At 54.1% G+C, this 21,349-nt stretch carries 25 protein-coding genes, 2 tRNA genes and 1 pseudogene; 11 read left to right on the forward strand and 17 right to left on the reverse strand.

The window, feature by feature from the left end; genetic code table 11:
• Window positions 1-39: 39 nt before the first annotated feature.
• The 3 genes from ACJU26_RS04255 to ACJU26_RS04265 form a co-directional block, all read right to left on the reverse strand.
• Window positions 40-891, reverse strand: a complete 852-nt coding sequence (locus ACJU26_RS04255; protein WP_414041295.1) for an ATP-binding protein — start codon at window positions 889-891, stop codon at window positions 40-42.
• A gap of 9 nt (window positions 892-900) precedes the next feature.
• Window positions 901-1,911: a DUF1376 domain-containing protein gene (locus tag ACJU26_RS04260; RefSeq protein ID WP_414041296.1), complete on the reverse strand. Its 1,011-nt coding sequence runs from the start codon at window positions 1,909-1,911 to the stop codon at window positions 901-903.
• Between the two features lie 114 nt (window positions 1,912-2,025).
• The gene (locus ACJU26_RS04265; RefSeq protein WP_414041297.1) at window positions 2,026-2,238 is read right to left on the reverse strand and encodes a transcriptional regulator; all 213 of its coding nucleotides are present in this window, start codon (window positions 2,236-2,238) and stop codon (window positions 2,026-2,028) included.
• An 87-nt stretch (window positions 2,239-2,325) separates the two neighbouring features.
• Here ACJU26_RS04265 and ACJU26_RS04270 point away from each other — a divergent pair.
• The 4 genes and pseudogenes from ACJU26_RS04270 to ACJU26_RS04285 form a co-directional block, all read left to right on the forward strand.
• A pseudogene (locus ACJU26_RS04270) lies at window positions 2,326-2,505 on the forward strand (helix-turn-helix domain-containing protein); the annotation flags it as partial.
• Window positions 2,506-2,544: 39 nt separating this feature from the next.
• Entirely contained in the window at window positions 2,545-2,856 is a 312-nt protein-coding gene (locus tag ACJU26_RS04275; protein WP_414042009.1) for a hypothetical protein, read from the forward strand.
• On the forward strand, window positions 2,853-3,575 hold the full coding sequence (locus ACJU26_RS04280) for a hypothetical protein (RefSeq protein WP_414041298.1): 723 nt from the start codon (window positions 2,853-2,855) through the stop codon (window positions 3,573-3,575). Before ACJU26_RS04275 ends, ACJU26_RS04280 begins: the two co-directional genes overlap by 4 nt.
• A 1-nt stretch (window position 3,576) precedes the next feature.
• Window positions 3,577-4,419 carry a DUF3037 domain-containing protein gene (locus tag ACJU26_RS04285; protein WP_414041299.1) on the forward strand — a complete coding sequence of 281 codons (843 nt, stop codon included), beginning with the start codon at window positions 3,577-3,579 and terminating at the stop codon, window positions 4,417-4,419.
• A gap of 71 nt (window positions 4,420-4,490) precedes the next feature.
• Here the strand turns inward: ACJU26_RS04285 and ACJU26_RS04290 are convergent, their stop codons facing one another.
• Complete coding sequence (locus tag ACJU26_RS04290) at window positions 4,491-4,781, reverse strand: CopG family ribbon-helix-helix protein (RefSeq protein WP_414041300.1); 291 nt, start codon at window positions 4,779-4,781, stop codon at window positions 4,491-4,493.
• 217 nt (window positions 4,782-4,998) lie between these two features.
• Here ACJU26_RS04290 and ACJU26_RS04295 point away from each other — a divergent pair, with 217 nt between their 5' ends.
• The 3 genes from ACJU26_RS04295 to ACJU26_RS04305 all read left to right on the forward strand — a co-directional run bounded on the left by ACJU26_RS04295 (window position 4,999) and on the right by ACJU26_RS04305 (window position 6,671).
• The gene (locus tag ACJU26_RS04295; RefSeq protein WP_414041301.1) at window positions 4,999-5,343 is read left to right on the forward strand and encodes a hypothetical protein; all 345 of its coding nucleotides are present in this window, start codon (window positions 4,999-5,001) and stop codon (window positions 5,341-5,343) included.
• 79 nt (window positions 5,344-5,422) lie between these two features.
• Window positions 5,423-5,635 carry a DUF4224 domain-containing protein gene (locus ACJU26_RS04300; protein ID WP_414041302.1) on the forward strand — a complete coding sequence of 71 codons (213 nt, stop codon included), beginning with the start codon at window positions 5,423-5,425 and terminating at the stop codon, window positions 5,633-5,635.
• A 10-nt stretch (window positions 5,636-5,645) separates the two neighbouring features.
• Window positions 5,646-6,671 (forward strand): tyrosine-type recombinase/integrase, encoded by a 1,026-nt coding sequence (locus tag ACJU26_RS04305; RefSeq protein ID WP_414041303.1) that lies wholly within the window; start codon window positions 5,646-5,648, stop codon window positions 6,669-6,671.
• An 18-nt stretch (window positions 6,672-6,689) separates the two neighbouring features.
• On the opposite strand, the gene ACJU26_RS04310 is transcribed toward ACJU26_RS04305, so the two are convergent.
• From ACJU26_RS04310 to ACJU26_RS04340, 7 genes are all read right to left on the reverse strand, one after another.
• Window positions 6,690-6,766, reverse strand: a tRNA-Pro gene (locus tag ACJU26_RS04310).
• Between the two features lie 34 nt (window positions 6,767-6,800).
• Window positions 6,801-7,163 carry a YtxH domain-containing protein gene (locus ACJU26_RS04315; RefSeq protein ID WP_414041304.1) on the reverse strand — a complete coding sequence of 121 codons (363 nt, stop codon included), beginning with the start codon at window positions 7,161-7,163 and terminating at the stop codon, window positions 6,801-6,803.
• A 19-nt stretch (window positions 7,164-7,182) separates the two neighbouring features.
• Window positions 7,183-8,814, reverse strand: coding sequence for an alpha-D-glucose phosphate-specific phosphoglucomutase (locus ACJU26_RS04320; RefSeq protein WP_414041305.1), 1,632 nt, complete (start codon window positions 8,812-8,814; stop codon window positions 7,183-7,185).
• An 8-nt stretch (window positions 8,815-8,822) separates the two neighbouring features.
• The gene (locus ACJU26_RS04325) at window positions 8,823-9,053 is read right to left on the reverse strand and encodes a hypothetical protein (protein WP_414041306.1); all 231 of its coding nucleotides are present in this window, start codon (window positions 9,051-9,053) and stop codon (window positions 8,823-8,825) included.
• A gap of 29 nt (window positions 9,054-9,082) precedes the next feature.
• Window positions 9,083-9,973 carry a diiron oxygenase gene (locus ACJU26_RS04330; RefSeq protein WP_414041307.1) on the reverse strand — a complete coding sequence of 297 codons (891 nt, stop codon included), beginning with the start codon at window positions 9,971-9,973 and terminating at the stop codon, window positions 9,083-9,085.
• A gap of 18 nt (window positions 9,974-9,991) precedes the next feature.
• Window positions 9,992-10,957, reverse strand: a complete 966-nt coding sequence (locus ACJU26_RS04335) for an NAD-dependent epimerase/dehydratase family protein (RefSeq protein ID WP_414041308.1) — start codon at window positions 10,955-10,957, stop codon at window positions 9,992-9,994.
• Complete coding sequence (locus ACJU26_RS04340; RefSeq protein WP_414041309.1) at window positions 10,957-12,042, reverse strand: LLM class flavin-dependent oxidoreductase; 1,086 nt, start codon at window positions 12,040-12,042, stop codon at window positions 10,957-10,959. The genes ACJU26_RS04335 and ACJU26_RS04340 overlap by 1 nt, the downstream gene beginning before the upstream one ends.
• Window positions 12,043-12,057: 15 nt before the next feature.
• On the opposite strand from ACJU26_RS04340, the gene ACJU26_RS04345 reads away from it, so the two are divergent.
• Window positions 12,058-12,306: a hypothetical protein gene (locus tag ACJU26_RS04345; RefSeq protein ID WP_414041310.1), complete on the forward strand. Its 249-nt coding sequence runs from the start codon at window positions 12,058-12,060 to the stop codon at window positions 12,304-12,306.
• A 21-nt stretch (window positions 12,307-12,327) separates the two neighbouring features.
• On the opposite strand, the gene orn is transcribed toward ACJU26_RS04345, so the two are convergent.
• Window positions 12,328-12,909, reverse strand: a complete 582-nt coding sequence (gene orn, locus ACJU26_RS04350; protein WP_414041311.1) for an oligoribonuclease — start codon at window positions 12,907-12,909, stop codon at window positions 12,328-12,330.
• Window positions 12,910-13,443: 534 nt separating this feature from the next.
• Here orn and ACJU26_RS04355 point away from each other — a divergent pair.
• Together ACJU26_RS04355 and ACJU26_RS04360 are read left to right on the forward strand one after the other, a co-directional pair.
• Window positions 13,444-14,127, forward strand: a complete 684-nt coding sequence (locus ACJU26_RS04355; protein ID WP_414041312.1) for a response regulator — start codon at window positions 13,444-13,446, stop codon at window positions 14,125-14,127.
• A 20-nt stretch (window positions 14,128-14,147) separates the two neighbouring features.
• Window positions 14,148-15,419 carry a sensor histidine kinase gene (locus ACJU26_RS04360; RefSeq protein WP_414041313.1) on the forward strand — a complete coding sequence of 424 codons (1,272 nt, stop codon included), beginning with the start codon at window positions 14,148-14,150 and terminating at the stop codon, window positions 15,417-15,419.
• Between the two features lie 27 nt (window positions 15,420-15,446).
• Here ACJU26_RS04360 and ACJU26_RS04365 read toward each other — a convergent pair whose 3' ends face one another.
• From ACJU26_RS04365 to ACJU26_RS04385, 5 genes are all read right to left on the reverse strand, one after another.
• Window positions 15,447-16,838: an alkaline phosphatase D family protein gene (locus tag ACJU26_RS04365; RefSeq protein WP_414041314.1), complete on the reverse strand. Its 1,392-nt coding sequence runs from the start codon at window positions 16,836-16,838 to the stop codon at window positions 15,447-15,449.
• A gap of 13 nt (window positions 16,839-16,851) precedes the next feature.
• Complete coding sequence (locus tag ACJU26_RS04370) at window positions 16,852-17,571, reverse strand: TonB family protein (RefSeq protein ID WP_414041315.1); 720 nt, start codon at window positions 17,569-17,571, stop codon at window positions 16,852-16,854.
• Entirely contained in the window at window positions 17,568-17,960 is a 393-nt protein-coding gene (locus ACJU26_RS04375; protein WP_414041316.1) for an ExbD/TolR family protein, read from the reverse strand. Before ACJU26_RS04375 ends, ACJU26_RS04370 begins: the two co-directional genes overlap by 4 nt.
• A 3-nt stretch (window positions 17,961-17,963) precedes the next feature.
• Entirely contained in the window at window positions 17,964-18,641 is a 678-nt protein-coding gene (locus ACJU26_RS04380) for a MotA/TolQ/ExbB proton channel family protein (protein WP_414041317.1), read from the reverse strand.
• Between the two features lie 66 nt (window positions 18,642-18,707).
• A complete protein-coding gene (locus ACJU26_RS04385) occupies window positions 18,708-20,912 on the reverse strand; it encodes a TonB-dependent receptor (protein WP_414041318.1) in 2,205 nt (734 codons plus the stop codon).
• Window positions 20,913-21,210: 298 nt separating this feature from the next.
• Between ACJU26_RS04385 and ACJU26_RS04390 the strand changes: the two genes are divergently transcribed.
• Window positions 21,211-21,297: transfer RNA gene (locus ACJU26_RS04390), tRNA-Leu, on the forward strand.
• Window positions 21,298-21,349: the final 52 nt, after the last annotated feature.

Genomic DNA, 21,349 nt, shown 5'->3' on the forward strand with positions numbered 1-21,349 from the left:
TCAGCATCGGGCGGCCTTCTGAGAGACGAGCTATCCTGTTCATGGTTCACCCCGCGGGCTGGCTGCCGTATCGGATCTCTTCCGGCGATAGCTCTGCCAGTCGAAGAGCAGCAGCCCGCCATTCTGGCACAGCCGGTCGAAGGCGGCCGGACCCAGATATCTCTCCACTCCCTCGACGTTCTTGTTGGACAGGATGATGGTCGGCTTCATGTCGCGGTATCGGTGATCGATGACCTCGAAGAGATGCACCCGCTCTCCATCGGTGTCGAAGGTTTTTCCGACTTCGTCGATAATGAGCAGGCCCACTTCCGCAAATCTGCGAATCACTTCCAGTTCAGTGCTGTTGCCAATACCTCCCCGCCAGGTCTGGCGAATTCTGGCGATGATGTCGTAGGCAGTGACCTGGAGCACGCTGCGCCCTTTGGCCAGCACCACATTGGCGATGGCTGCCGCCAGGTGGTTTTTGCCATTGCCGGAGTTCCCGCAGAGGATGAGACAGGATCCCTTACGGGCATGCTCCTCGAAATGATCCGCGTAGTCCCGGCAGACATCGAGGGCGGTCTGCTGACCCGGAATCTCGACCACGTAGTTGTCGAATCCGCAATCAATGTAACGCTCTGGGATGGCCGCGCTCTCCATGAGCTGACGGGATGCCTGCTCCGCCGCGCACACGGGACAGACCGGCGCGAGGTAGCGGATGACATCCTGCTCATCCACCATGGAGATCGGATAGCGGCCATGGCGCGCGCACTCGCGGTATTGGGGATGCCGGTCGGGCAGGATCGCCACGTTATCGGGATCGAACCCCCATCGGGCAAGGAGATCCCTGGCAGCATCGCCCGCGTGGACTAATGGCTGATGGTTGCTCTCGGACTTCTTCGGTAGCGACATGGTTTTCTCCTACAGTTTGACATAATGAGATCCGCCTACGGCGACTGGTGGTATCAGTTGGCGGTTGGGCGGACCATCTGCTTGCTTGTTTTTTGCTCCTTTCGCCGAAGATCTCCCGGGATCTTTGAGCATCGCGGCAATGTAGCCGACGTGAATGCCGCTGCCTTTTTTCTCCAGAGCGATTTCCGCCGCTGCCAAGATGTGTTCATCGGAATGGCGAGTGCACATTTCCTGCACAACCACCATGTGGGGGGCTGCACGGACACCAAGTGCCCGTAGTTTCTTGCACAATGCGCCTTCGCGGGTTGCTGCCGGCATTTGGGATGGCTCTGGTTGTGGCGTCTCATGAAACGTTTCACCCGCCATTTCATGAAATGTTTCCGAAACGTTTCTTAATGTTTCTTCTCCCTCTCTTTCTCTCTCTCTTTCTTTTATGTGAAACGTTTCAGCCGTTTCATGAAACGTTTCAGTGAAACGGTCTTGAAACGTTTCAGTCGTTTCGTCGGCTTGGGTGGAGTGTGATTCCTCCGTTCTGTTAGACTGAGCGTTTTCCTGCCTGGCCTTCTCCCGCTGTGCCTCTCGCCAACGACGGAGGCGCTCGCGATCCTTGGCGCGTGGGTCCGAAGGACTGGATGTCGGCTGTTGGGTCTTGTTGCCCCAGGCATCCAGTACCATTTCCGCGAGCACGGGATGGTACAGGCGACCATCGGAGCAAAGGGAGAAGCCATGCAGTGCCATAGTCCTGACTTTCATCCACCGCCGGGGAGAGCCTCGATATCCAGCGAGGCACGCCAGGATCTTGTCGTCGTTAGGAAGACTACCAGCAGGCACTTGACGCATGGATTCGGTCCATAGTTTTACGGCTGCGCCGAACTCCTCATTGCTGGCCAGGTGGATGAAGTCGCTGGAATGAAGTCGGCTCAGGTCCAGCTTCATCCATTGGTATGAACGCAGATCAATGTCTGCTGGTACTGGTGGGAGCGGAAACCCTGAACAATCCAGTTCTTGGTCACTCGGCATGGTCTCATCCAGCCTTCCCAGCCGTGCGAATAGGTGCCAGGAATGATCGCGCGGCTGGAAGCGCAATCCGGGTGCCCCCGTTTCCTGGCATGGAAGTGGTTTCTGGTGGAGCGTTCATGCAGCCCCCTCCGGCTTGGGCCAGAGATCGGGGCGAAGATCGGAGCGGGTGACGAGGCCGTCGGTTGCGCGCTCGATGCGGATGGCTGTTTCAGCCGAAACGCGGCGACGCCCCTTGGCAACCTGACGCAGAAATTCAGCATTCAGGCCAAGCATGTCGGCAACGTGAGGGAAGCCGCCATAGTTGAGTGCATAAGTCTTGATATCCATGTCTCATATTATATAGCGCGTTGCTATATATTTGTCAATAGCTTCCTGCTAGTCGCTTGCGATATAGCTGGACGCTATTCTAAGTCAATGAAATCTGTTGAAGTGATACGACGGGAAAATATCCGGTGGCTCGTGCGGCGAGGGGGGAATCTTACGCAAGCCGAGCTGGCTAGGCGCATGGAGGTGAGTCCCGCTCAGGTACAGCAGTGGAAGCGTGGGGATAGGACGCCCGGATCTGAAAGCTGTCGGCGCATCGAACAGGCGGCTCAGCTACCATCCGGTTGGATGGATCAGGACCACTCGCGCATGAGTTCCGTCGACCTTTCCCTTTCTCTCATCAAACCTCCTCCCGGCATGGAGTGGGCCGATGGATGGGGAGCGGAAGAAAAGAACGCTCAGGTTCGCGATCTCTCTGCTGAGAGGCCATGTGTGAATACGGAGCAAGATCCGGTTTCTGATCGGTTTTCCGCCATACCCAGTCTTTGGGTTCAAGCCCCTCCTGCTGCCAGGGCCTTGGCAGAAATTATTTTGAAAAAATCATCAGACGAACAGCTTTCAGACGACGATATTCAGTTTCTGTTGGGAGCTGTTACCAGAATCAGCAAGGATAAAAAGTGATACAGGGTTCTCTTTTTCCAGTAAAGATAGTGCGTGAGCAGGCTTTTTCCGGGACCGCATCACTGAGATTGACCGGATACGCCCTGAATGGTGAATGCTATGCGATCAAAACCGTTGAAGATAATCCGCTTCTTCCTATCACCGAATGGTTTTGTTATCATCTATGTTCCGCCGTTCAGATTCCAACTCCGGGCTGGGTAGTTGCGGAGCGTCCTAATAAGACGTTAGCTTTTGGCTCCCGCGTGGATCAGGACACAGAATTGCTTGGTCGAATTAGTACGAACCCGGTTTTTGTTCGCACCGTACTAAATAGTCTTGCCTCGTCGATCTCCAGAATACTATCTTTGGATTATTTCCTTCCTAACATTGACCGTCATATCAATAATATTCTTGTCCGGCAACTTCCAGATAATCATATGATTGCATTGGCATTTGACTGGTCGCATGCACAGAATCTTCCAAATTTTTTAAATTGGCCATGGGAGTCACCAAACAATAGTTTTCATACAGTGGAATATTTGAAGATTCAAAAAAAATGGGATAATCAAGCAGCGTTCCAGGTTAATAATGCAGTTGCATCTATCCCTAGCTCCTTCATTCGCGAGTGGCTAACTAGTGCGCCGATAGAGTGGATTCCCAATCAAGACCTTGCATGGATCGATCTTGTGGTACAATCTTGGGATCAGGCGAGAGCGGCTCGCGTCAATCAGGTACCTTGACATGGAACAGCTAGCTTACTACTCCGTTCTATATTACTTGCCGTACCCTTTCCGCAACGAACAAGTGAATGTGGGAATCGTGGTCTCCCTCCCATCGGGAGATGTGCGCGTTCACATTGCCGATAATCTCAGGAAAGTCTTGGCAGTGCATCCTGCGGCAAATATTAACGAAATCAGGGAGCTTGTCACATCCATCCCCGCTTTTCTGGAGCACATGGAATGCTCAGGAGAATGTGTGTTTAATGCGCTCTCCAAGTGGGGGAAAGTCACCTGCTTTCCTGAGCCGTGCATGTTTTCTTACGCAGGAGAAGAAGACTATGAGCGCATTGTCGAAAGCATTCTTTCCTCCCTGGTGTATCCGGAAAGGAAAAAATCTGCTCGCATTATTTCGGATCGGCTGTTTTCGGAATTGAAGGAAACATTTAAGGCATATCAATGGCTTGGAGCAGACGAGGAAGACATTCAAAAGCATATGATTGTTCCACGCTTTCCCGTGGCGGTAGACTTTGGAGTAAAAGCTGAGTTCGCGCTGCAAAACGGAAAGCTGCACTTAATAGAATCCGTTGATTTCAGGTCAGGGACTTTTTCTCAAAAGCGGCAAGAGGCAATGAGCAAAATGCTGGTTTTTGACGTAGCCGCACAGGTAAGAAATGAAACGGTAAATAGTTATGTAGTTATATCTGGAGATAATATTAAAGGTATGACGCCTATTATCTCGCTATTAGACAGATATGCAGAAAATCTCGTCCGATGGGATATTCCGGGAGATGTTGAGAGTTTTCTGGCCTCTATTGAAGGCGCTACGGGTAAAAAGCGGATGCCATTATTTCCTCAACCGGGTTAGCGCAGATGCGCCACCGGCAAATCAAGCGGGCGGCCTTCTCTGAAAACAGTTCGGGCGCGTCCAGACCAGTTTCACGATGCGGAACCAGTCAGCTTCCGTTGTGTTTCAGCCCGCCGGATCTCGGCTTGGGCTTCCACCTCCTCGGCTGATATCACATCGCCAGCGGCTGCCGAATCTAGGCCGATCTGCACCTGGCGGCGGAACCATGCGTCATGCTCTGCCGCTTCCTGCTGCTGCCGCACGAAGTCGCGCATGAAGTCGCGCAGGAGTTGCGCGCCGGTGCGGTCGCGGATTTTCGCAGCGGCGGCGAACTCGTTTTTCAGGGTCTCATCGACCCGGAAGGTAAAGGTTGCTTCGCTCATCGTCTTACTTCCTGTGTTCCATGGTAAGTACATCGTAACACTCCGCGAAAAATGTTGAAAGGCGTTGCGTTCCACCCAGGTACGGAACTCTTTCGCCGTGCAACCCATCTGTTCGAGAGGAAAATAGCTATTAGCTATTGACGACAAATATAGCATAATGCTATATTTGTCCCATCGAAGCCACCCTCCTTCGGGCTGGCATCCTTGGAGGATCGTCATGAATCCTGCTGCATCACCTGTCTCTCGTGAAGCAATCGCTAGGCTGCGGGCCATGGAACGCCTTGCCACGCCAGGGCCGTGGGAAGCCCATCCCCGGCAAGACCACCACGCCATCGAATCTCCGTCCGCCCAGGATGTGATCGAATCACCCACCCCTTTGGTGGCCACAATACCGTTTGTGGATACCAGAGCGCGGCACGATGCGGCATTCATCGCCGCAATGCGCAACGTGCTGCCTGACCTGCTCGACGAGATCGAGCGGCTGCGGGTGGCAGAGGAACAGCGCCATTCTCCGTTGTCCTGCACTCCTATGCGCGGGCCGGTGCGGAAGGCGGTGCCCTGATGGCAAAGGTGCTGCCCATCCGCGGCCACGGGGAATCTTGGTATCCGGCGAACACGCCGTATAATATGCGGAGGGTAGAATGTTCCTGACCCCCGACGATCTTCGCGCCCTAACCGGGTATAAGCAATGGCCAAAGCAGGTACAATGGTTGAGGCAGCACGGCTACCGGTTCGACTTGAACGCAGCCAATCGTCCGATCGTCCTGCAGGACGAAGTACAACGTCACCTGCTGGGTGTGGAGCGGGCCAAGCCGAAAGAACCCCATTTTGACAAACTGCATCGGACAGGATAATCAAGGCACAATGGGCCGCCCACGTAGCAAAAATCGTCATCTCCCTCCGCACCTGCACCAGAAAGGTGCGATGTATTACTTCGTCTCATCGGCTGACGGCAAGCGGGTATGGACCAAGCTCTCCACCAGTTATGCCGAGGCCTTGGCCATGTGGGCGCAACTGGAGGGAGCTGCCGCACAGGACAATACCGTTGGATCTGCCATCGACAGGTTCCTGGCGGAGATTTTACCCACTTACAGCGATAAGACGCGGAAGGAATGGCCGCGCATGGCGGGCCTCTTGCGTTCCGTGTTTGGCGAAATGCCGTTGGACGCCGTTCGTCCTCACCACATCGCCCGCTATCTCGATGAACGGCCGGCCAAAGTGGCGGCCAACCGCGAGATTGGCCTGCTGTCCACCATCTACAGCTATGCCATGCGCTGGGGATACTGCGACACGAATCCCTGCAGGGGTGTGCGGCGCAACAAGGAGAAGGCGCGCACCCGTTATATCACCGATGAAGAGTTCCTGGCCATTAAGGAAAAGGCTAACCCCCAATGGCGGTGCATTATGGATCTGGCCTATCTGACCGCCTTGCGTAAAAGCGATATTCTTCATCTGCGGCTGAGTGATATTCAGGACAACCTGCTGGTCGTGCGGACATCCAAGACCGGCAAGAAACAAGCCTTTGAGATTACGCCTGAACTCCGCGATGTTCTGAATCGCGCCAAGGGCCTGCGACGGCGGATTGGAAGCTTGTACCTGTTCTGCGCACAGGAAGGTCAGCCCTATAGCGAGAACGGTTCCCTGTGGGCCTGGAAACGCCTCTGCGCACGGGCCGGTGTGGAAGACGCCCACTTCCATGATATCCGCGCAAAATCGCTTACAGACGCGAATAGGGCGGCCGGGCGTGACTATGCCCAGGCGCTTGCGGGCCATGCTGACGGGTCGATGACCGAGGTCTATGTGCGCGCCAGAGAAACGCAGACCGTCAGGCCTCTCGCCGGAATTGTAGAAAGAAAGCGGGTTGTAGAAAAGGCCACCTCAAAAAAGTAGCCTAACCTGTTGATTGATTGGTCGGGGCGAGAGGATTCGAACCTCCGACATCCTGCTCCCAAAGCAGGCGCGCTACCAAGCTGCGCTACGCCCCGTCGCGGCAGAGAATAGCGGCTTGGAGGGTTGGGGTCAATCCAGACGGGACAGTTTCCGGCGCAGACGGTCCAGTTCGGTGCGGGCCAGGGCGATACCATCATTCAGTCGTTGCCGTTCCCGGTCACTCAGATCCTTGCCCTTTTGGACCAGTTCTTCACTGTAAATGGCGATGGTATCCAGTAACTCTTCCACCCGTTCGTTCATTCGTTCACGGGAAGCCACGACCCTGTCCCAGGCGCGGTTAGCCTGATGGCGGATTTGTTCACGGGTACGTTCTCCCGCCTGAGGGGCAAACAGTAGTGCTGTTACGGCACCTGCAGCAGCGCCTGCCAGCAGGGCAATACCCAAGGCACTGTAACCAAGACCACCATTACTTTCGTTGTCGTAATCCATCATAGTCAGACTCCTTCATCCATCAGGTGATGACAGTAGGGGCCTTGCGGCCCGTAAATTGCTCGATGCGGCTCAGATCCTTTCCCAAAGCAATCAGATCATGGAGAACCCGTTGTGGGTCCAGTTGCTGACGTGCAGTATCCCGCTCCAGATGCTCGTGGTAGATGCGGACTGTCGCGCCTTCGGTTCCGGTCCCGGATAAGCGGAATATCAGTCGGGCACCATCATTGAACAGCAGGCGTAGCCCCTGATGACTGCTGATACTGCCATCTATCGGGTCAGTATAGGCAAAATCATCGGCGGTTTGCACCACGCGCCCGGCCAGGGTTTGCCCCGCGAGTATGGGCAACTGGGCTCTCAGCGTCTTCATGATTTCCTCGCCAGCGCTGGCAGGTATGCTCTCATAATCATGACGCGTGTAGTAATGCCGCCCGAAATCCTGCCAATGCTGGATGACCATATCGGCCACGGATTTTCCGCAGGCAGCGATAATGGACAGCCAGGCCAGTACGGCCCAGAGACCGTCTTTTTCGCGGACATGATCGGAACCCGTGCCGAAACTTTCTTCGCCACAGAAAGTGATTTTACCGGCATCCAGTAGATTGCCAAAAAACTTCCAGCCCGTAGGCGTTTCATAGTGAGGGATACCCAGGCGTTGCGCCACCACATCTGCCGCCTGACTGGTGGGCATGGAGCGGGCTATGCCCTTCAAGCCGGCCTGATAGGCGGGAATGCGGGTGGCATTGGCCGCCAGCACGGCCAGGGAATCACTGGGAGTGACAAAAAAACGGCGTCCCAGAATCATGTTGCGATCGCCATCTCCGTCAGAGGCTGCGCCAAAGTCAGGCGCGTCTTCCGCAAAAAGCGCATCGGCAAGAGATTTGGCGTAGACCAGATTGGGGTCGGGATGGCCACCGCCAAAATCCGGCAAGGGGATGCCGTTGACGACGGTTCCCTGGGCAGCGCCCAGCTGATTTTCGAGGATTTCCGTGGCATAAGGACCGGTAATGGCATGCATGGCGTCAAAGCGCATGCGGAAATTACCAGCGAACAGACGACGCAGCGCGTCGAAATCAAAAATACGCGCCATGAGTGCCGCATAGTCTCTGACGGGATCGCAGACTTCAACCATCATGTCGCCGAGTTGAAAAGTGCCCTCATGATCAATATCGACATCGGCGGTATCCAGAATGCGATAGCTTTGGATGCTTTTGCTACCCGCCCAGATGGCGTCGGTTATTTTTTCGGGAGCGGGGCCGCCATTGCTGATATTGTACTTGATGCCGAAGTCGTGATCGGGACCTGCCGGATTATGAGAGGCGCTGAGGATGATGCCACCGTGGGCATGGTGGATGCGAATGACGGCGGAAACGGCCGGGGTGGAAAAAAGTCCGCCCCGACCCACCATGACCTTGCCCCAAGCGTTGGCAGCGGCCATCCGCAAGATGATCTGGATGGCTTCCCGGTTAAAATAGCGGCCGTCCCCACCCAGCACCAGGGTCTTGCCCGTGCGGTCAGGAATGGCATCAAATATGGACTGGACAAAGTTTTCGAGGTAATGGGGCTGCTGAAAAATGGTCACTTTCTTACGTAGTCCGGAAGTGCCCGGACGTTGATCGGGAAAAGCCTGCGTGGAAATGTTCAACACCGTCATGGCATACCTCAGGGTTCCAGTGCTAAGTCGATAATGGTGCTGGTGGCATCCGTGTGAATCCAGGCGGTATAGCCACCAATCTGCCAGGAACTGACCACAGCGCCATCCGTATTCCAGTTTGCAGTCACATGGCGGCGGAGGAGTTCCTGGGGATCCCGTTTTCTGGATTCAGATATGGCCTGTGGGGCATCCGAAGACCCATAAATCGAGCCAGATTCAAGGAGCAGGGTTTTTTTCATGGTTCTCAAATTATAGCAGGAGAAAAAAATCACAAGGCAAAGCCTTGGGTGCGCAAAAAATCTCGGCTGGGACTGGCACACTGCTGCATCAAGGCAAACCGCTGGGGATTATGGCGGGCACGGCGGGCCCAGACACTGGGTTGACTGAGGCCGGCTGCGGCGTAGACCTGTTCGGAAGGGAAAAAACAGGTACGCAGAAACTGTCGGAATACCTCGCGCAATACGGGGCTGATCATCTTTTTTTTCAGGGCGTTCATGGACTGGCTGCGCATCTGGATGGTGGTACGGGCAAAAGCCATGTGCCGCGCTTCTTCGCGCATGTGGACATGGGTAATGGCGAGGATTGCGGGGGGGAGATCCTTCTGGGCAAAAATCAGGCGATTCATCCGATCGGGCACGTCTTCGCCAATCAGGATGGTAGCCCAAAAAGCCGCAGAACCCTCCGGGGCGTAGCGGGCAAAAAGGCGTGCCAATGGCGGGCGCTCGCTGAGGGGGGTCATGAAAGGCAGGTGAGAGCGTTGCTGAAGTTCCAGAAACATGAGGCTATGCCCCACTTCTTCGCGCAATTCATGCAGTTGATAATGATATCCTTGGGGGTCGCGGTACATTTCCTGCAGCGAATTGGCGCTCAGGCGCTGAATGAACAGGGCTTCCAGCCAGAGGCCCAATTCACAGAACGATACGAACTCGACCTGGGACAGGCGGATGCGCTCTTCGACACTCAATTGCGCATATTCGGGTAAACCATACAGTGAAACCAGGGCATCGGGGAGCCATGCCTGTTCTTGTGACAGACTTTCCCAGGGCACGGTGCTGACCGGATCCCGGTATTGGCTGCTATGGGCAGACAAACGCTTGACCAACGCGTCATGGTGACGCTGGATGCGGGCCTGTACGGGAAGATTGGACGCAAAAGTCATGCGCTATTGTGCCATGGTCTAGGAGACCCTCCAAGCTTTCAGAGGGCTGAGCCCCTGGGCCTGACGCAGGGAAGACAGCGCAGCGGCGACCGAATAGCGTGCTTGCCAACCCAGCACTTGCTGTGCACGGCGGGTATCCACAATGAGCGGATTTTCCAGTGCCTGCAACCAGCCCGGATCTCCCAGGGTCCGACTGAAGGGCCGCAGGCTACGGTGTAGCCGATGTAACTGTCGAGGGCTGAAAGGTAATTGCCAGCGTCGCGGAATGCTGGACCAGGGAATGGGATCCGGGGCGGCAATATTGAATATTCCTCCTTGAGGTTGATTCAGGGCGGCTAAAAGCGCACTGGCCGCATCTTCTTCGTGCAGGCACTGGATGGGTAAATCCGGATGCTGCATGCGCAGGGCGAAAGGACTGGTGGCTATGGCATTGACCAGCTTTTGACCATGGGGACCGATGATGGCATGCAGCCGCAGCCGGGTGACCATTGTGCCGGGCTCACGAGCACAAAAATCGCTAAGCCAGGATTCCAGCGCGGCCTTGTCTTCGCTGTAGGCAAAACCGGGTACTGGCCGGCAGGGCCAGCTTTCCTCTATCGGCACGGGATTGTCGGGCCAGGCCCCATAGGCGGCGATGCTGCTGGTGTAAATGATGTGCTCTACGCCTGCCTTGGCAGCCGCTTGAAAAAGATGCTGACTCCCGTAAATATTGATGTCCTGCATTTCCTTGCGCCAGCGTGCCTGAGGACCCAGGCGTGGACTGAGTACCATAAAAGCCAGATGAATGAGGCAATCCACTGCCGATAAGTGCTTTCCCAGTTGCGGATCACGAATATCCATGGACAGGTAGCGCATCTTGTTGGAGCTGAAGGCGGGTGCCCGGATGTCAAGCGCTAGAACCTGCTCTATGTCGGGACGCTGCAGGAGCTTCGGGAGCAGTGCCGCAGCCGTATGTCCTGCCGCACCGGTGACCATGATGCGCATCAGCGCGATTCCGGAGAACTCAGGGCGGGAATGACTGCTTCGGCCAGAAGCTGCAGGGAACGTCGGGTGACGGCGCTGGGCACCATCCCTGCACCGACGGCAAGGATCAGCCGATCGACTCCGGCGCGGGCATAGCGGGACAGTTTTTGACGACAGGTGTCAGGATCACCGACCACGACCATCCCCATGCTTTCCAGAAGACGTAAATTCAGACCACGCCGGAGCAATGGTTCCAGAAATCCCAGGCGATGGTAGTACTCATAACTTTCCCGCAGTTGCGCCAGCACCGGTCGGGTCTGATCCAGCAAGCGTTGATAGTACCAGGTAAATCTTTCCGCGAGTCGTCTGGCCTCGGCGGCATCTTCCAGACAAAGGCAACCAATGGTCATGGCAAAAGCATTATTCTGTCCGGCCTGAAGAGGCCTTTGACCATGTTGCTGCTGCCAGCTTTTTTTGTAGGCGCGCAAATCCTGTTGGATCATGAACCAGGGTTTGAAAGGGCCGGAGAGCACGCCTATGCCCTCTTGGGCCGCCCATTGGAAAGTGGCGGGACTGACTGCCGCCGTCCACAGGGGTGGGTGGGGATTCTGGATAGGTTTGGGTAGGATGTCGAGATCTTCAAACTGATAGAGTTTGCCTGAGTGGCTGAAAGCGGACCCGCCGGCTTGGCGAAGGATCTGTAAGCCTTCCTGCATATGTTGGCGACTGTCCGCCATCCGGCTGCCAAAAAGCTGATATTCCTTGGGCGAAAAACCGCGGCCAACGCCCAGCTCCAGGCGTCCCTGGCTGAGAATATCCAGGGTGGCCACCCGCTCGGCAACGCGGACAATATGATTATAGGGAAGGACCACCACCGCATGTCCCAAACGCAGGTGTTGGGTGCGCTGGCTGGCCGCCGCCAGAAAGACTTCGGGGGCACTGGAGTGGGAATATTCCCGCATGAAATGATGCTCTACCAGCCAGGCGCCATGAAAGCCCAGGGCATCAGCGAGGCTGAGTTCGTCCAGGGTTTCATGGTAAACTTGGGCTTCGCTGCGCCCCAGCTGCGCGGGAACTGCCAGTTCGTAAAAAAGATCAATTTTCACTGTTAAGGAGCCTCCGTGACCCCGATTGCATCTACGCCACGCCAAATTGCCGAACGCTTGCAGATTGCCATTCTCACCGCAGAGCAAATGCGCTTGCACTGGGAGGATGAAAGCACAGGCACCCATTATATGGAAGTTGTCATGCCCTTGGAATGGCAGGAAAGCCCGGAAGGCGATTATCTGCTCTGCAAGGTGCTGGCAGAAAATCTGGAGGTGCGGGTGCGGGTCGATCTGATTCAGAATCTCCCGACTCCAGTGAAGTGAGTGAATCGGGCAATGGGTGCCTTAGTGTCCCAAGTCCTTGGAATTTTCCGGAAATTCGAGTGATTGCGGGAAGATTTTTTCCCGGTAATAAGCCAGTTCATCAATGGATTCGCGGATATCTGCGAGTGCTTCGTGTTTTTCCGCCTTGGGGAATTTGGGAAAACCGGGATACCAGCGGGATGCCAATTCCTTGAGGGTGCTGACATCAATCATGCGATAGTGAAAAAAGCGTTCCAGCCGGGGCATGAGTCGCGCCAGAAAACGCCGGTCCTGACAAACGCTGTTGCCACAGATGGGAGAAGTGCCTGCGCTGACATGGGCATGGAGAAAATCCAAGGTCTGGGTTTCCACGGCCTGCGTATCCAGCCGGCTTTCCCGTACACGTTGAATGAGTCCCGATTGGCCATGGGTACGCTGATTCCAGTCGTCCATCCGGTTCAGCACGGCATCGGGGTGATGCACCGCTAATACCGGTCCTTCACAAATGATGCGGAGCTGATTGTCCGTGACAATGCTGGCGATTTCCAGAATTTCATCCTGCTCGGGGTGCAGGCCGGTCATTTCCAGATCCACCCAGACCAGACGCTGGTTTTTGGGGTCCATACGACATCCTTGTTGATTAAACAACATAAGTATACCATAGGACCCATCGCAAAAAAAAAGACGGATCAAAGATCCGTCTAATAGCCGCAAAACAACCGCTACAAAATCGTTTCATACCTAAAGCACTGCGGCCTTCGGGCCGACGGTGCATGTGATCTGATGCGCTCCCTATGGAGGTTTGGGTCCTCATACTCTCCCTATGGGACAAATATTAAGGCCAATTTGTTTCTGGAATATTTCCGCAAAATCTTCCAGGGCTGATTTTTTCGGGAGATCAGATCAGCCATTTTCTGCGATCATAAAAAAAGACGGATCAAAGATCCGTCTAATAGCCGCAAAACAACCGCTGCAAACTCTTGAAAGCAATGCCCGGTGATGTTTTTGTCTATCCTGGCCTGCCGAAAAACGCGCTCCACTCACTCTTTGGGTTTGGGTACCGCTGCTACCTATGGTGTTATAATGAATGATCATTATTTCGGGAATGTTTCCTGACGAAATCCATTGTGTCAGAGCTAAGTGCAGACGAGGCAGATTATGGCGGTCGTACTGATAGTAGATGATGATCAAAGGCTTGCAGAGATGTTACGGGAATATCTCGAGTCTCAGGGGCTGGCGGTTTTGCTGGCGGCCAATGGTCAGCAGATGCGCCAGCAACTGGCTGCAGGACCGGTGGATGTGATGGTGCTGGACTGGATGTTGCCCGGTCAGGATGGCATCAGCCTCGCCAAGGAACTGCGTCATAAAGAAGGGGGGCCACCTATTCTCATGCTCTCCGCCCGCGGCGAAGATGACGAGCGCATTCACGGTCTGGAGAGTGGCGTCGATGATTATCTGGCCAAGCCTTTTAATGCGCGGGAATTGCTGGCCCGCCTCCGTGTCTTGTTGCGCCGCAGCGGCAAGGACGAGGGTGCTGATAAGGTGCAGTTCGGTGACTTTCGCTTGCAGATATCGGAACGCCGTTTGTATCGGGGGGATGCCGAAGTAGACATCAATCCGGCAGAAATGGATCTGCTCCTGGTGTTTGCCCAACGGCCCAAGCGCATTTTGAGTCGGGATTTGTTGTTGCAGTTGCTGGGTGGTGAGGAAGATGGGCGTTTCGATCGGAGCATCGACGTGCGAGTCACCCGCTTGCGCAAGATTCTCGAGGAAAATCCCCGTCAGCCCCGCTTCTTGCAGACGGAACGCGGGATGGGTTACCGTTTTGTACCAGGTCCATGATGTTTCGGCGCGGACGTAATTTGTTTGCGCAAACCGCCTGGACGTTGGGTCCAGGTATTGTGGTCTTACAGATTCTCACTCTGGTGATTATTGTGTTGACCGTGCTTTATCCACTGGCCGAACGCTCTGCCGAAGACCTGGCCGGACTGATTGTGATCAGCGCCCAAACGTATCAGGAGTTGCCGCCCGCCGAGCGGCCTGCCTTTCTGAAAAGGCTGCAGGCGGATAATGGAGTGGAAATTTCTGCGCAACTGGACCGATCCATACAGCATACCCACGGTCATATATACGGTTGGCTTTTAAGCCAGGCATTGAGTAAGCGTCTGGGGAAACCGGTTCCCGTCGATGTGCTGGGAGGGAGAGTACGAACTTTCTGGGTACCGGTGAACATTTCCGGACAAACCGTCTGGGTACATTTCGATCGGGGGCGTCTGGCTTCCTCCTTCCCCATTGCCATGATATTTGTTCTGGCTTTTTCGACCCTGGCGCTGGTGGTTTTGACCATGATTCTGGTGCGCCGGGTATTAAGGCCTTTGGGTGTCATCTCCCAGGCGTTGAGAGGTTCGCTCAAGGCTCCCTTGCCGACCTTGCCACCTGGAGGAGCCTATGAGTTCCAGCAAATTCTCGACATATTTGCGGAGTTGCGGACTCGTCTGCAGGCCATGATCAACCATCAATCCCTGTTGCTGACCGGCATTTCCCACGATTTACGCTCGCCTCTGGCACGGTTGCGTATGGCCTGGGAGTTGCTTCCGGAAAATACCTCAGCACGGATAAAGGAAGGCATGTTGCAGGATATAGAGCGTATGGATGCGCTGCTCGCACAATCCCTGGATTTGGGCCGTAGCATGGTGGCCAAGGTGGCGGATTTTGATTTGATGGTGTTGATGGCGGAAGTGGGCGCTGAATTTGAACGAGCGGGGGGGCACTGGCATGCACAATTGCCGCGCCGTTATCCTTTTCGAGGAGATCGTGAAGCACTGCGCCGCTTGTTCTCCAACCTGCTGGATAACGCCATGCGCTATGGAGGCGGAGTCGTGCATGTGGAATTCAGAAAAATGGCGAATCAGGCGCTGATTCGCCTCTGCGATCAGGGTCCGGGGATTCCGGAAAACGACATGGAGAAGGTCTTTGAACCCTTTATTCGCCTGGATGACGCCAGGGGCCACGGCGAGGGAAGTGGTCTGGGCCTGGCCATCGCCAGACAACTGGCAGAAGCTCAGGGGATGCGGCTGCGCTTGCTGAATGGGGCCAGTGGTGGCTTGTGTGTCGAATTGTCCTGGCCCGTGTGAGGGTGTGAAAACTTGGATATTGCTGTTTCAGGTATAACCGAGTTCCGCACTGCTGATCTGATGTTCCCAAAGCGTCTTACCTTCAGTCGACTTGCAACTCAGCAACAGGCGGCGATCCGGGCCTTTGCCAAGAAATGCAATGCTGCAGTAGTTGCGCGCCTCTACCAGCGTGCCGGGAACCCGATGGGGATTGGCGTCACCCCTAGCAGGACTGGAGTTGAGGGGAGAGCTGGTGAGTTCCCAAAGGGGATAATCATGCTTGCCGGAATAGCGGGGACGGGGCCTGCGCATCAATTCGCTGATATGGCGATCTCCCGAAAGGAACAGGAGCCCTTTAATGGAGTTGTTCTGTAGCCAATCCATGAAATCCTGGCGTTCTTGCGGATACAGATTCCATCCTTCGTAGGCGTCATCGTCATTGAAAAGTTGGCCACCCGCCGCGATGATTTTGAAATGCGCCCGTGAACTGAGCAGGGCGTTTTTGAGCCAATCCACTTGTGCCTTGCCAAACATCTGCTTGCCCCGAGAGAGAGGCGCAGCATCGGCATCACGATACCACCGATCATCCAGCAGGAAAAAGTCGGCATCGTTGAGGGTGCATTGGGTAAATACCCCGGGTGTTCCTGGCAGGCCATAGGCTGGATTGGCCCAGTAGCGCTGGAAAAGACGTAAAGCGCTTTCTTTCAGGACGAAACTGCCGTCACTGTCGTTCGCGCCGTAATCATGATCGTCCCAAATAGCGACCTGGCGGGTTGATTGCAGAAATTTCTGCAGCGGAGGAAAAGCGCGATCTGTCCAGTAGCGCATCGCCATGCCCCGAGGACTTTGTATGTCTGCTTCCCGGAAATACAGATTATCCCCTAGCCAGATCATCATATCTGCAGCTTCGGCTGTCATGGGATCATAGATCTCGTAACCTCCTCCATAAGCCTTACCCGGGCGGTCATATTGCGGATCATTAATATATGCACAGGAGCCGGTAAGAACTTTAAAATCCGGAGCAGGATGACGCCATTGCCAGATATCCGGAGTTCGTACCAGCAGATTTTGTGCGTCTGCAACTCTTCCGTCCAAGTGGATTTCAGTGTGGTAAGTTGTTCCGGGAACAAGATTTTCCAAGGTGATCAGAGCGGTATAAAAATCTTTGGCGCTGGTCACTGATAGGGCACTAAATTCTCGTAATCGGGGTTGATTTTCTGGCCAGTAAGCCACCTTGACCTCGGCGGGTCCCAGCGTCTGTAACCAGATACTGGCAGAGCGTTGCGCCGGGTATCCGTCCATGGGACCTGCATGTAATTGCGTGGCGCGGGCCGGGGTAGGCATGGCGAAAACACTCATGGGCCAAATGATGCCAAGTCCTAGACCAAGACCTGCACCAAAGCCCGTATGGGCCAAAAAATTTCTGCGCGTAATGGGCATTATCCAGAATCCTTTATTCGCTTTGATTATTGAGCTTGAACTCAACCCAGATACTTAAATCAAAATTCTTGTCCTTCAGGCCAGCAGGAACCCTTGGTAAACTGGCGTCATGCAAGGCGGTAATGGCGGCTGTATCGAAAGCGTCCATGCTGCCTTTTTGCAGGATCTTGATGGCACTGATCTGGCCATCATGCAGACTGAAGTGCAGCAGAACCCGCCCATTCTCCCCCAGCATTTTTGCCGATTCCGGAAACTTTACAGCGGCTTGGATGGCGCCTTTTACTTGCGCCAGATAATCCTCGCGCACAGCCGGGCTGACTGGTGCCGGATTCGGAGGCGGTGGTGGAGTAACGACTGCTTTTGGTGCCGGAGCCTGCACCGGGCTGATCATGGGGCTCGGAGGTACAGGGAGTTTTTCTGCCGCCTTGATCACTGGGTGGGGGGCTGGTCGTGGGGTAGGGCGCGGCAATGGCCTGGGGGCGGGCTTGGATTGGGGATGCACCTGGGGTTTGGGAAGTGGGGGTAGAGGCTTGGCTGGAACGGGTGGAACCAGACTGATGGTAACCGGGGCTTGTACCGCTGCCGGAGGCGGCATCTGCTCTGTGTTTCGCCATATGATCAAGGCAACAACAGTCACTTCGATAATCGCTGCAAGCAAGAGCGCCTTGTACTGACCATGAGCCGTTGGTGCTTTGACCAGTTCACCGAGCGGACGCAGATCTGTTGACATCATGACACCGGCTTGGCGGCCAGGCCAATGGCGGTAACACCCGCATGGCGGCAGGCATCCATCACTTTAACCAGGGCCTGTATGTCCGCGCCCTTATCTGCGGCTATGGTGACCTGGGTTTCCGAGGGGTTGCCTTGACGTAATTGTGCTTCCAACTCCGCCAGGCTGATGGTTTTATCCTGGAACTCCAGACTGCCATCGGCATGCAGGGTCAATATGACGTTCGGTTTAGGTAGTTCCTGGGAAGAGCTAGACCCCGGAAGATGGGTGGGCAGTCCTTGGCTGGGAATCATATGTACCGTGATCATGATAAAGAAAATCAACAAAAATAGCATGATATCGATCATGGGAATGATTTCGACACGCCCCTTTTTCATTTCCAGGTATTGCATGGCTCAAGCCTCTTTCGCCGCGTACATGGCGGGTTGCACTTCACTGCTGGACAGGGCATGACTATGGTCCAATCCTGATAAACGGTTGATGAGCATGCTGCGTAGAGTTTCCATTTGATGAACGACAAAGCGCATCTGGTTTTGCAGTCCGTTAAAACTGACCAGGCCGATGATGGCGATAACCAGACCTGCAGCAGTGGCCATTAATGCTTCAGCGACACTGCCGGTGATGGCAGTGGGGTTGTTGGCGACATTATTCAGTATCTGAAAAGCATGAAACATGCCGATGATGGTTCCCAGCAAACCCAGGAGCGGCGCCAAGGTGACCGTGGTATCCAGTAGCCACAGGCGCTTATCCAGCAACGGAACCTGACGCATGACGGCTTCCTGCAGGATTTCCGAAAGCTGTGCGCTGTCCTTGATATTCGGAAAGCGGATAGGGACCTGGAGGAGGGCGCGGAAAGGAAATTCCGCCGATTCTGCCAGGGGACGCAGATTATATTCTTTGATATCAGGAAGTTGTTCCAGAGCAAGAGCGGTTTTTTCTCCAAGACGACTCATGCGGTTTAAAAACAGAAAACGCTCAATGCTGACCCATAATACAATCAGCAACAGCAAAGGCATGATGTAGAGGATGCCGCCGGATTTGGCGGTGATACTGGCAATCATTGAAAAGTCCATGTGTATATCTCTCGTAAATGAATCTCTCTGGATATTTCCAGAGAGATGAGTTCAGATGACGTTTGTTTAAAAAGTGGCTTGAATGGTTGCGTAAACGTTGGTGGGCAGGTTGAGCTTCAGGTTAGGATTGCTGCTGCTGCCGGTGTAACTCTGCACAAATCTACGATCAAACAGATTGTTCAGATTCAGGCTGGCCGTGACATTTTTGAAACCCAGGACTTGTCCGAGGGGGGCATTTCTGAATGTGTAACGTAAAGAGGCATCCGCGAAGAAACGACTCCCCAAGGGCAGAAATTTTCCGCCCAGATTATAGTAGGACTGCCCCATTTCATGGAGTGATATTGTCGCCCGCAGGCCGTGATAACGGGCGATCATACCCAGTGCTTCAGTGTGGTGGGGGGCATAAGGGAATGGTTGGTGAGAGGATGTCAAACGGGCATCCAGAATTCCGAGGTTGGCATAGGCGCTGAAAATATTGTTGAGGACCACGTTATTTTGCCAGGAAATCCCCTGATTGATGGCGGTGCCGGCATTGGCAAGAACTGTCTGATTCAGTGAACCTACCAGGATGGTAGTACTCAAAATATAATTCTGGAAATCCACGCGGAAAGCCTGGAGGCTGGAGCTCCATGGACCGACATTCCAATGGGTGCCGACGCTATAGGTGCTAGCCTTTTGCGGCTTGAGTTCAGCATTGTAGGTGCCCGTGTAAAACTGGTTATATCCCGGTGGGTTGGTGTTTTGGGTAAAGTTGGCAAAGGCATGCCAGTGCTCGTTGATGCGCAAATTGGCGCCGACGGAAGGTAGTACAGAGCCGAAATTGACATTGAATTGCCCGGATTTGTTCTGGGCAAGCGCCACGGTATTTTTAAAATCCCGTGTGACGTAGAGATATTTGAAACCTGCGGAGAGCGTCAAATCATTGACAGGTTTCACGGTGAGATTGACATATGGCTGGTAGGTGTTGGTAACTACGGGTTCACTATAAGAGGAACCGAGATAGACGTTGCTGGCACTCAAATATCTGGAGTCATGCAAGGTGTTGTTGTGGTTGAACCAGAATCCCAGTTCCGTGCTGACCGGACCTATTGGATACACGATTTTTGCGAGGTTGCCCCAACGATGGGTGTTATTGACGCTATTTCTCAGTAAAACCCCATTTCGTGCAGGTGAAAACCTGCCAATGGTACCTGAGGGGGTCAGCAAAGTTTGAGTGTAGGTGGTTGCACTGGCACTGAAACCATCTCCGTAATAATAGTACAATTGATCAGAAAACTTGACCCTGCCGATCGCGCTTTCATATTTGGCATAACCCAGCCAGTTCAGATATTGATTGTAGTTGTATCCCGTATAGTTGTAATTGGCTTTGCCGTCTGGTAGCAAAGGATTGCTGGTGTAGCTATTGTAATCCTGACCATATTGGGCAATTTGTGCTGCTGTAGCACCATTGTAATAGTTGAAACGCTGATTATTTTGGGAAAAAAACAGGGTTAGGGCGCCTGGACCAATTTGCGTGACTGATTTGAATAAAAACTGGTTCTGCAAGGCACCATTGTTTTGAAAGTAGCCGTCCCGTTGGATTTTGTTGACGTATAACCAGGCAGAGGTGGGCGCGAAATTTTTGGCAAAAAGCCCGGTGTTGATGAGACCACCGACATTGTATTTGCCGAAGGATCCGGCGCCGACAATCGGCCTCACAAAGGGAAAGGGAGAAGGCTTCAGGCTGAAGGTTTCTACGGAGCCACCAAAAGCTGAAAGTCCGGGAATCGCAGCAGATTCAGCACCGGGATAATATGTGGTACCGGCAACCAGTACTGAAGGAATGAACTCATTGGTATAATAGGTATAACTGTCATTGTCATTCAGCGGTATACCGTCCAGGGTAAAATTGATGAGAGATTTGCCGAAACCATTGATGTAAACGTCATCTCCATCCATGCTGTCACCGCTGCTGACTACCATGGCATTGGGCATGTTGTTCAGTACCTGAGTGTAGGAGTCGGTGGGGGCCAGCATTTCAAATTGGCCGCGCGTAATCAGGGTTTCCTGGTTGGTGGCGTTCTTGTTGAACTTCTGGATGCGCTGAATGTCACTTTTGGGGGTTCCTCCCGTATTGACGTTAGGGGCGCTACCGAAAAAATTGTCACTGGTAGAGGCAGTACCGGTCACTGTCCCCAGGGATTGATCAGCGGCCTCAGCGATGACACTGTTCAGGCCTACCGTGGTACCAATAATGGCAAGATATAGGATTTTTCGATGCAGAATGATCATGAAAGTAGCTCCCTTCCGTTGGTGATTACTTTAAAATCCAAACAATAATCATTCCCCACCTGCTAAGATGGGGAAGACGATTTACGGTGTTTGTACGGTAGTAGCGGATCGACGCTCAGTTATTTTGTAATGTGAACCTAATATACAAAGCGAATGTGACAGTATGATGACGGTTCTATGAACCTTTTGTGACAGTTTCAGGGGTTAGCGGGGCAAACTCTATTCAGTCCGGTCGTGCAGCCCTTTCTCGCAGCTCTTGATGGTCGTGGGACATATGGCTATAATGTTATAGCTATTTGCCGGGATGGCGGAACTGGTAGACGCGCCGGACTCAAAATCCGGTGGTGGTGACATCGTGTCGGTTCGAGTCCGACTCTCGGTACCAATTGAAGGAAAAATGCCCGGTCCAGCCGGGCTTTTCTGTATGTGGCTGGTTT

The sequence above is a fragment of the Acidithiobacillus sp. M4-SHS-6 genome, from assembly GCF_047421495.1.
Taxonomy (GTDB): Bacteria; Pseudomonadota; Gammaproteobacteria; order Acidithiobacillales; family Acidithiobacillaceae; genus Acidithiobacillus.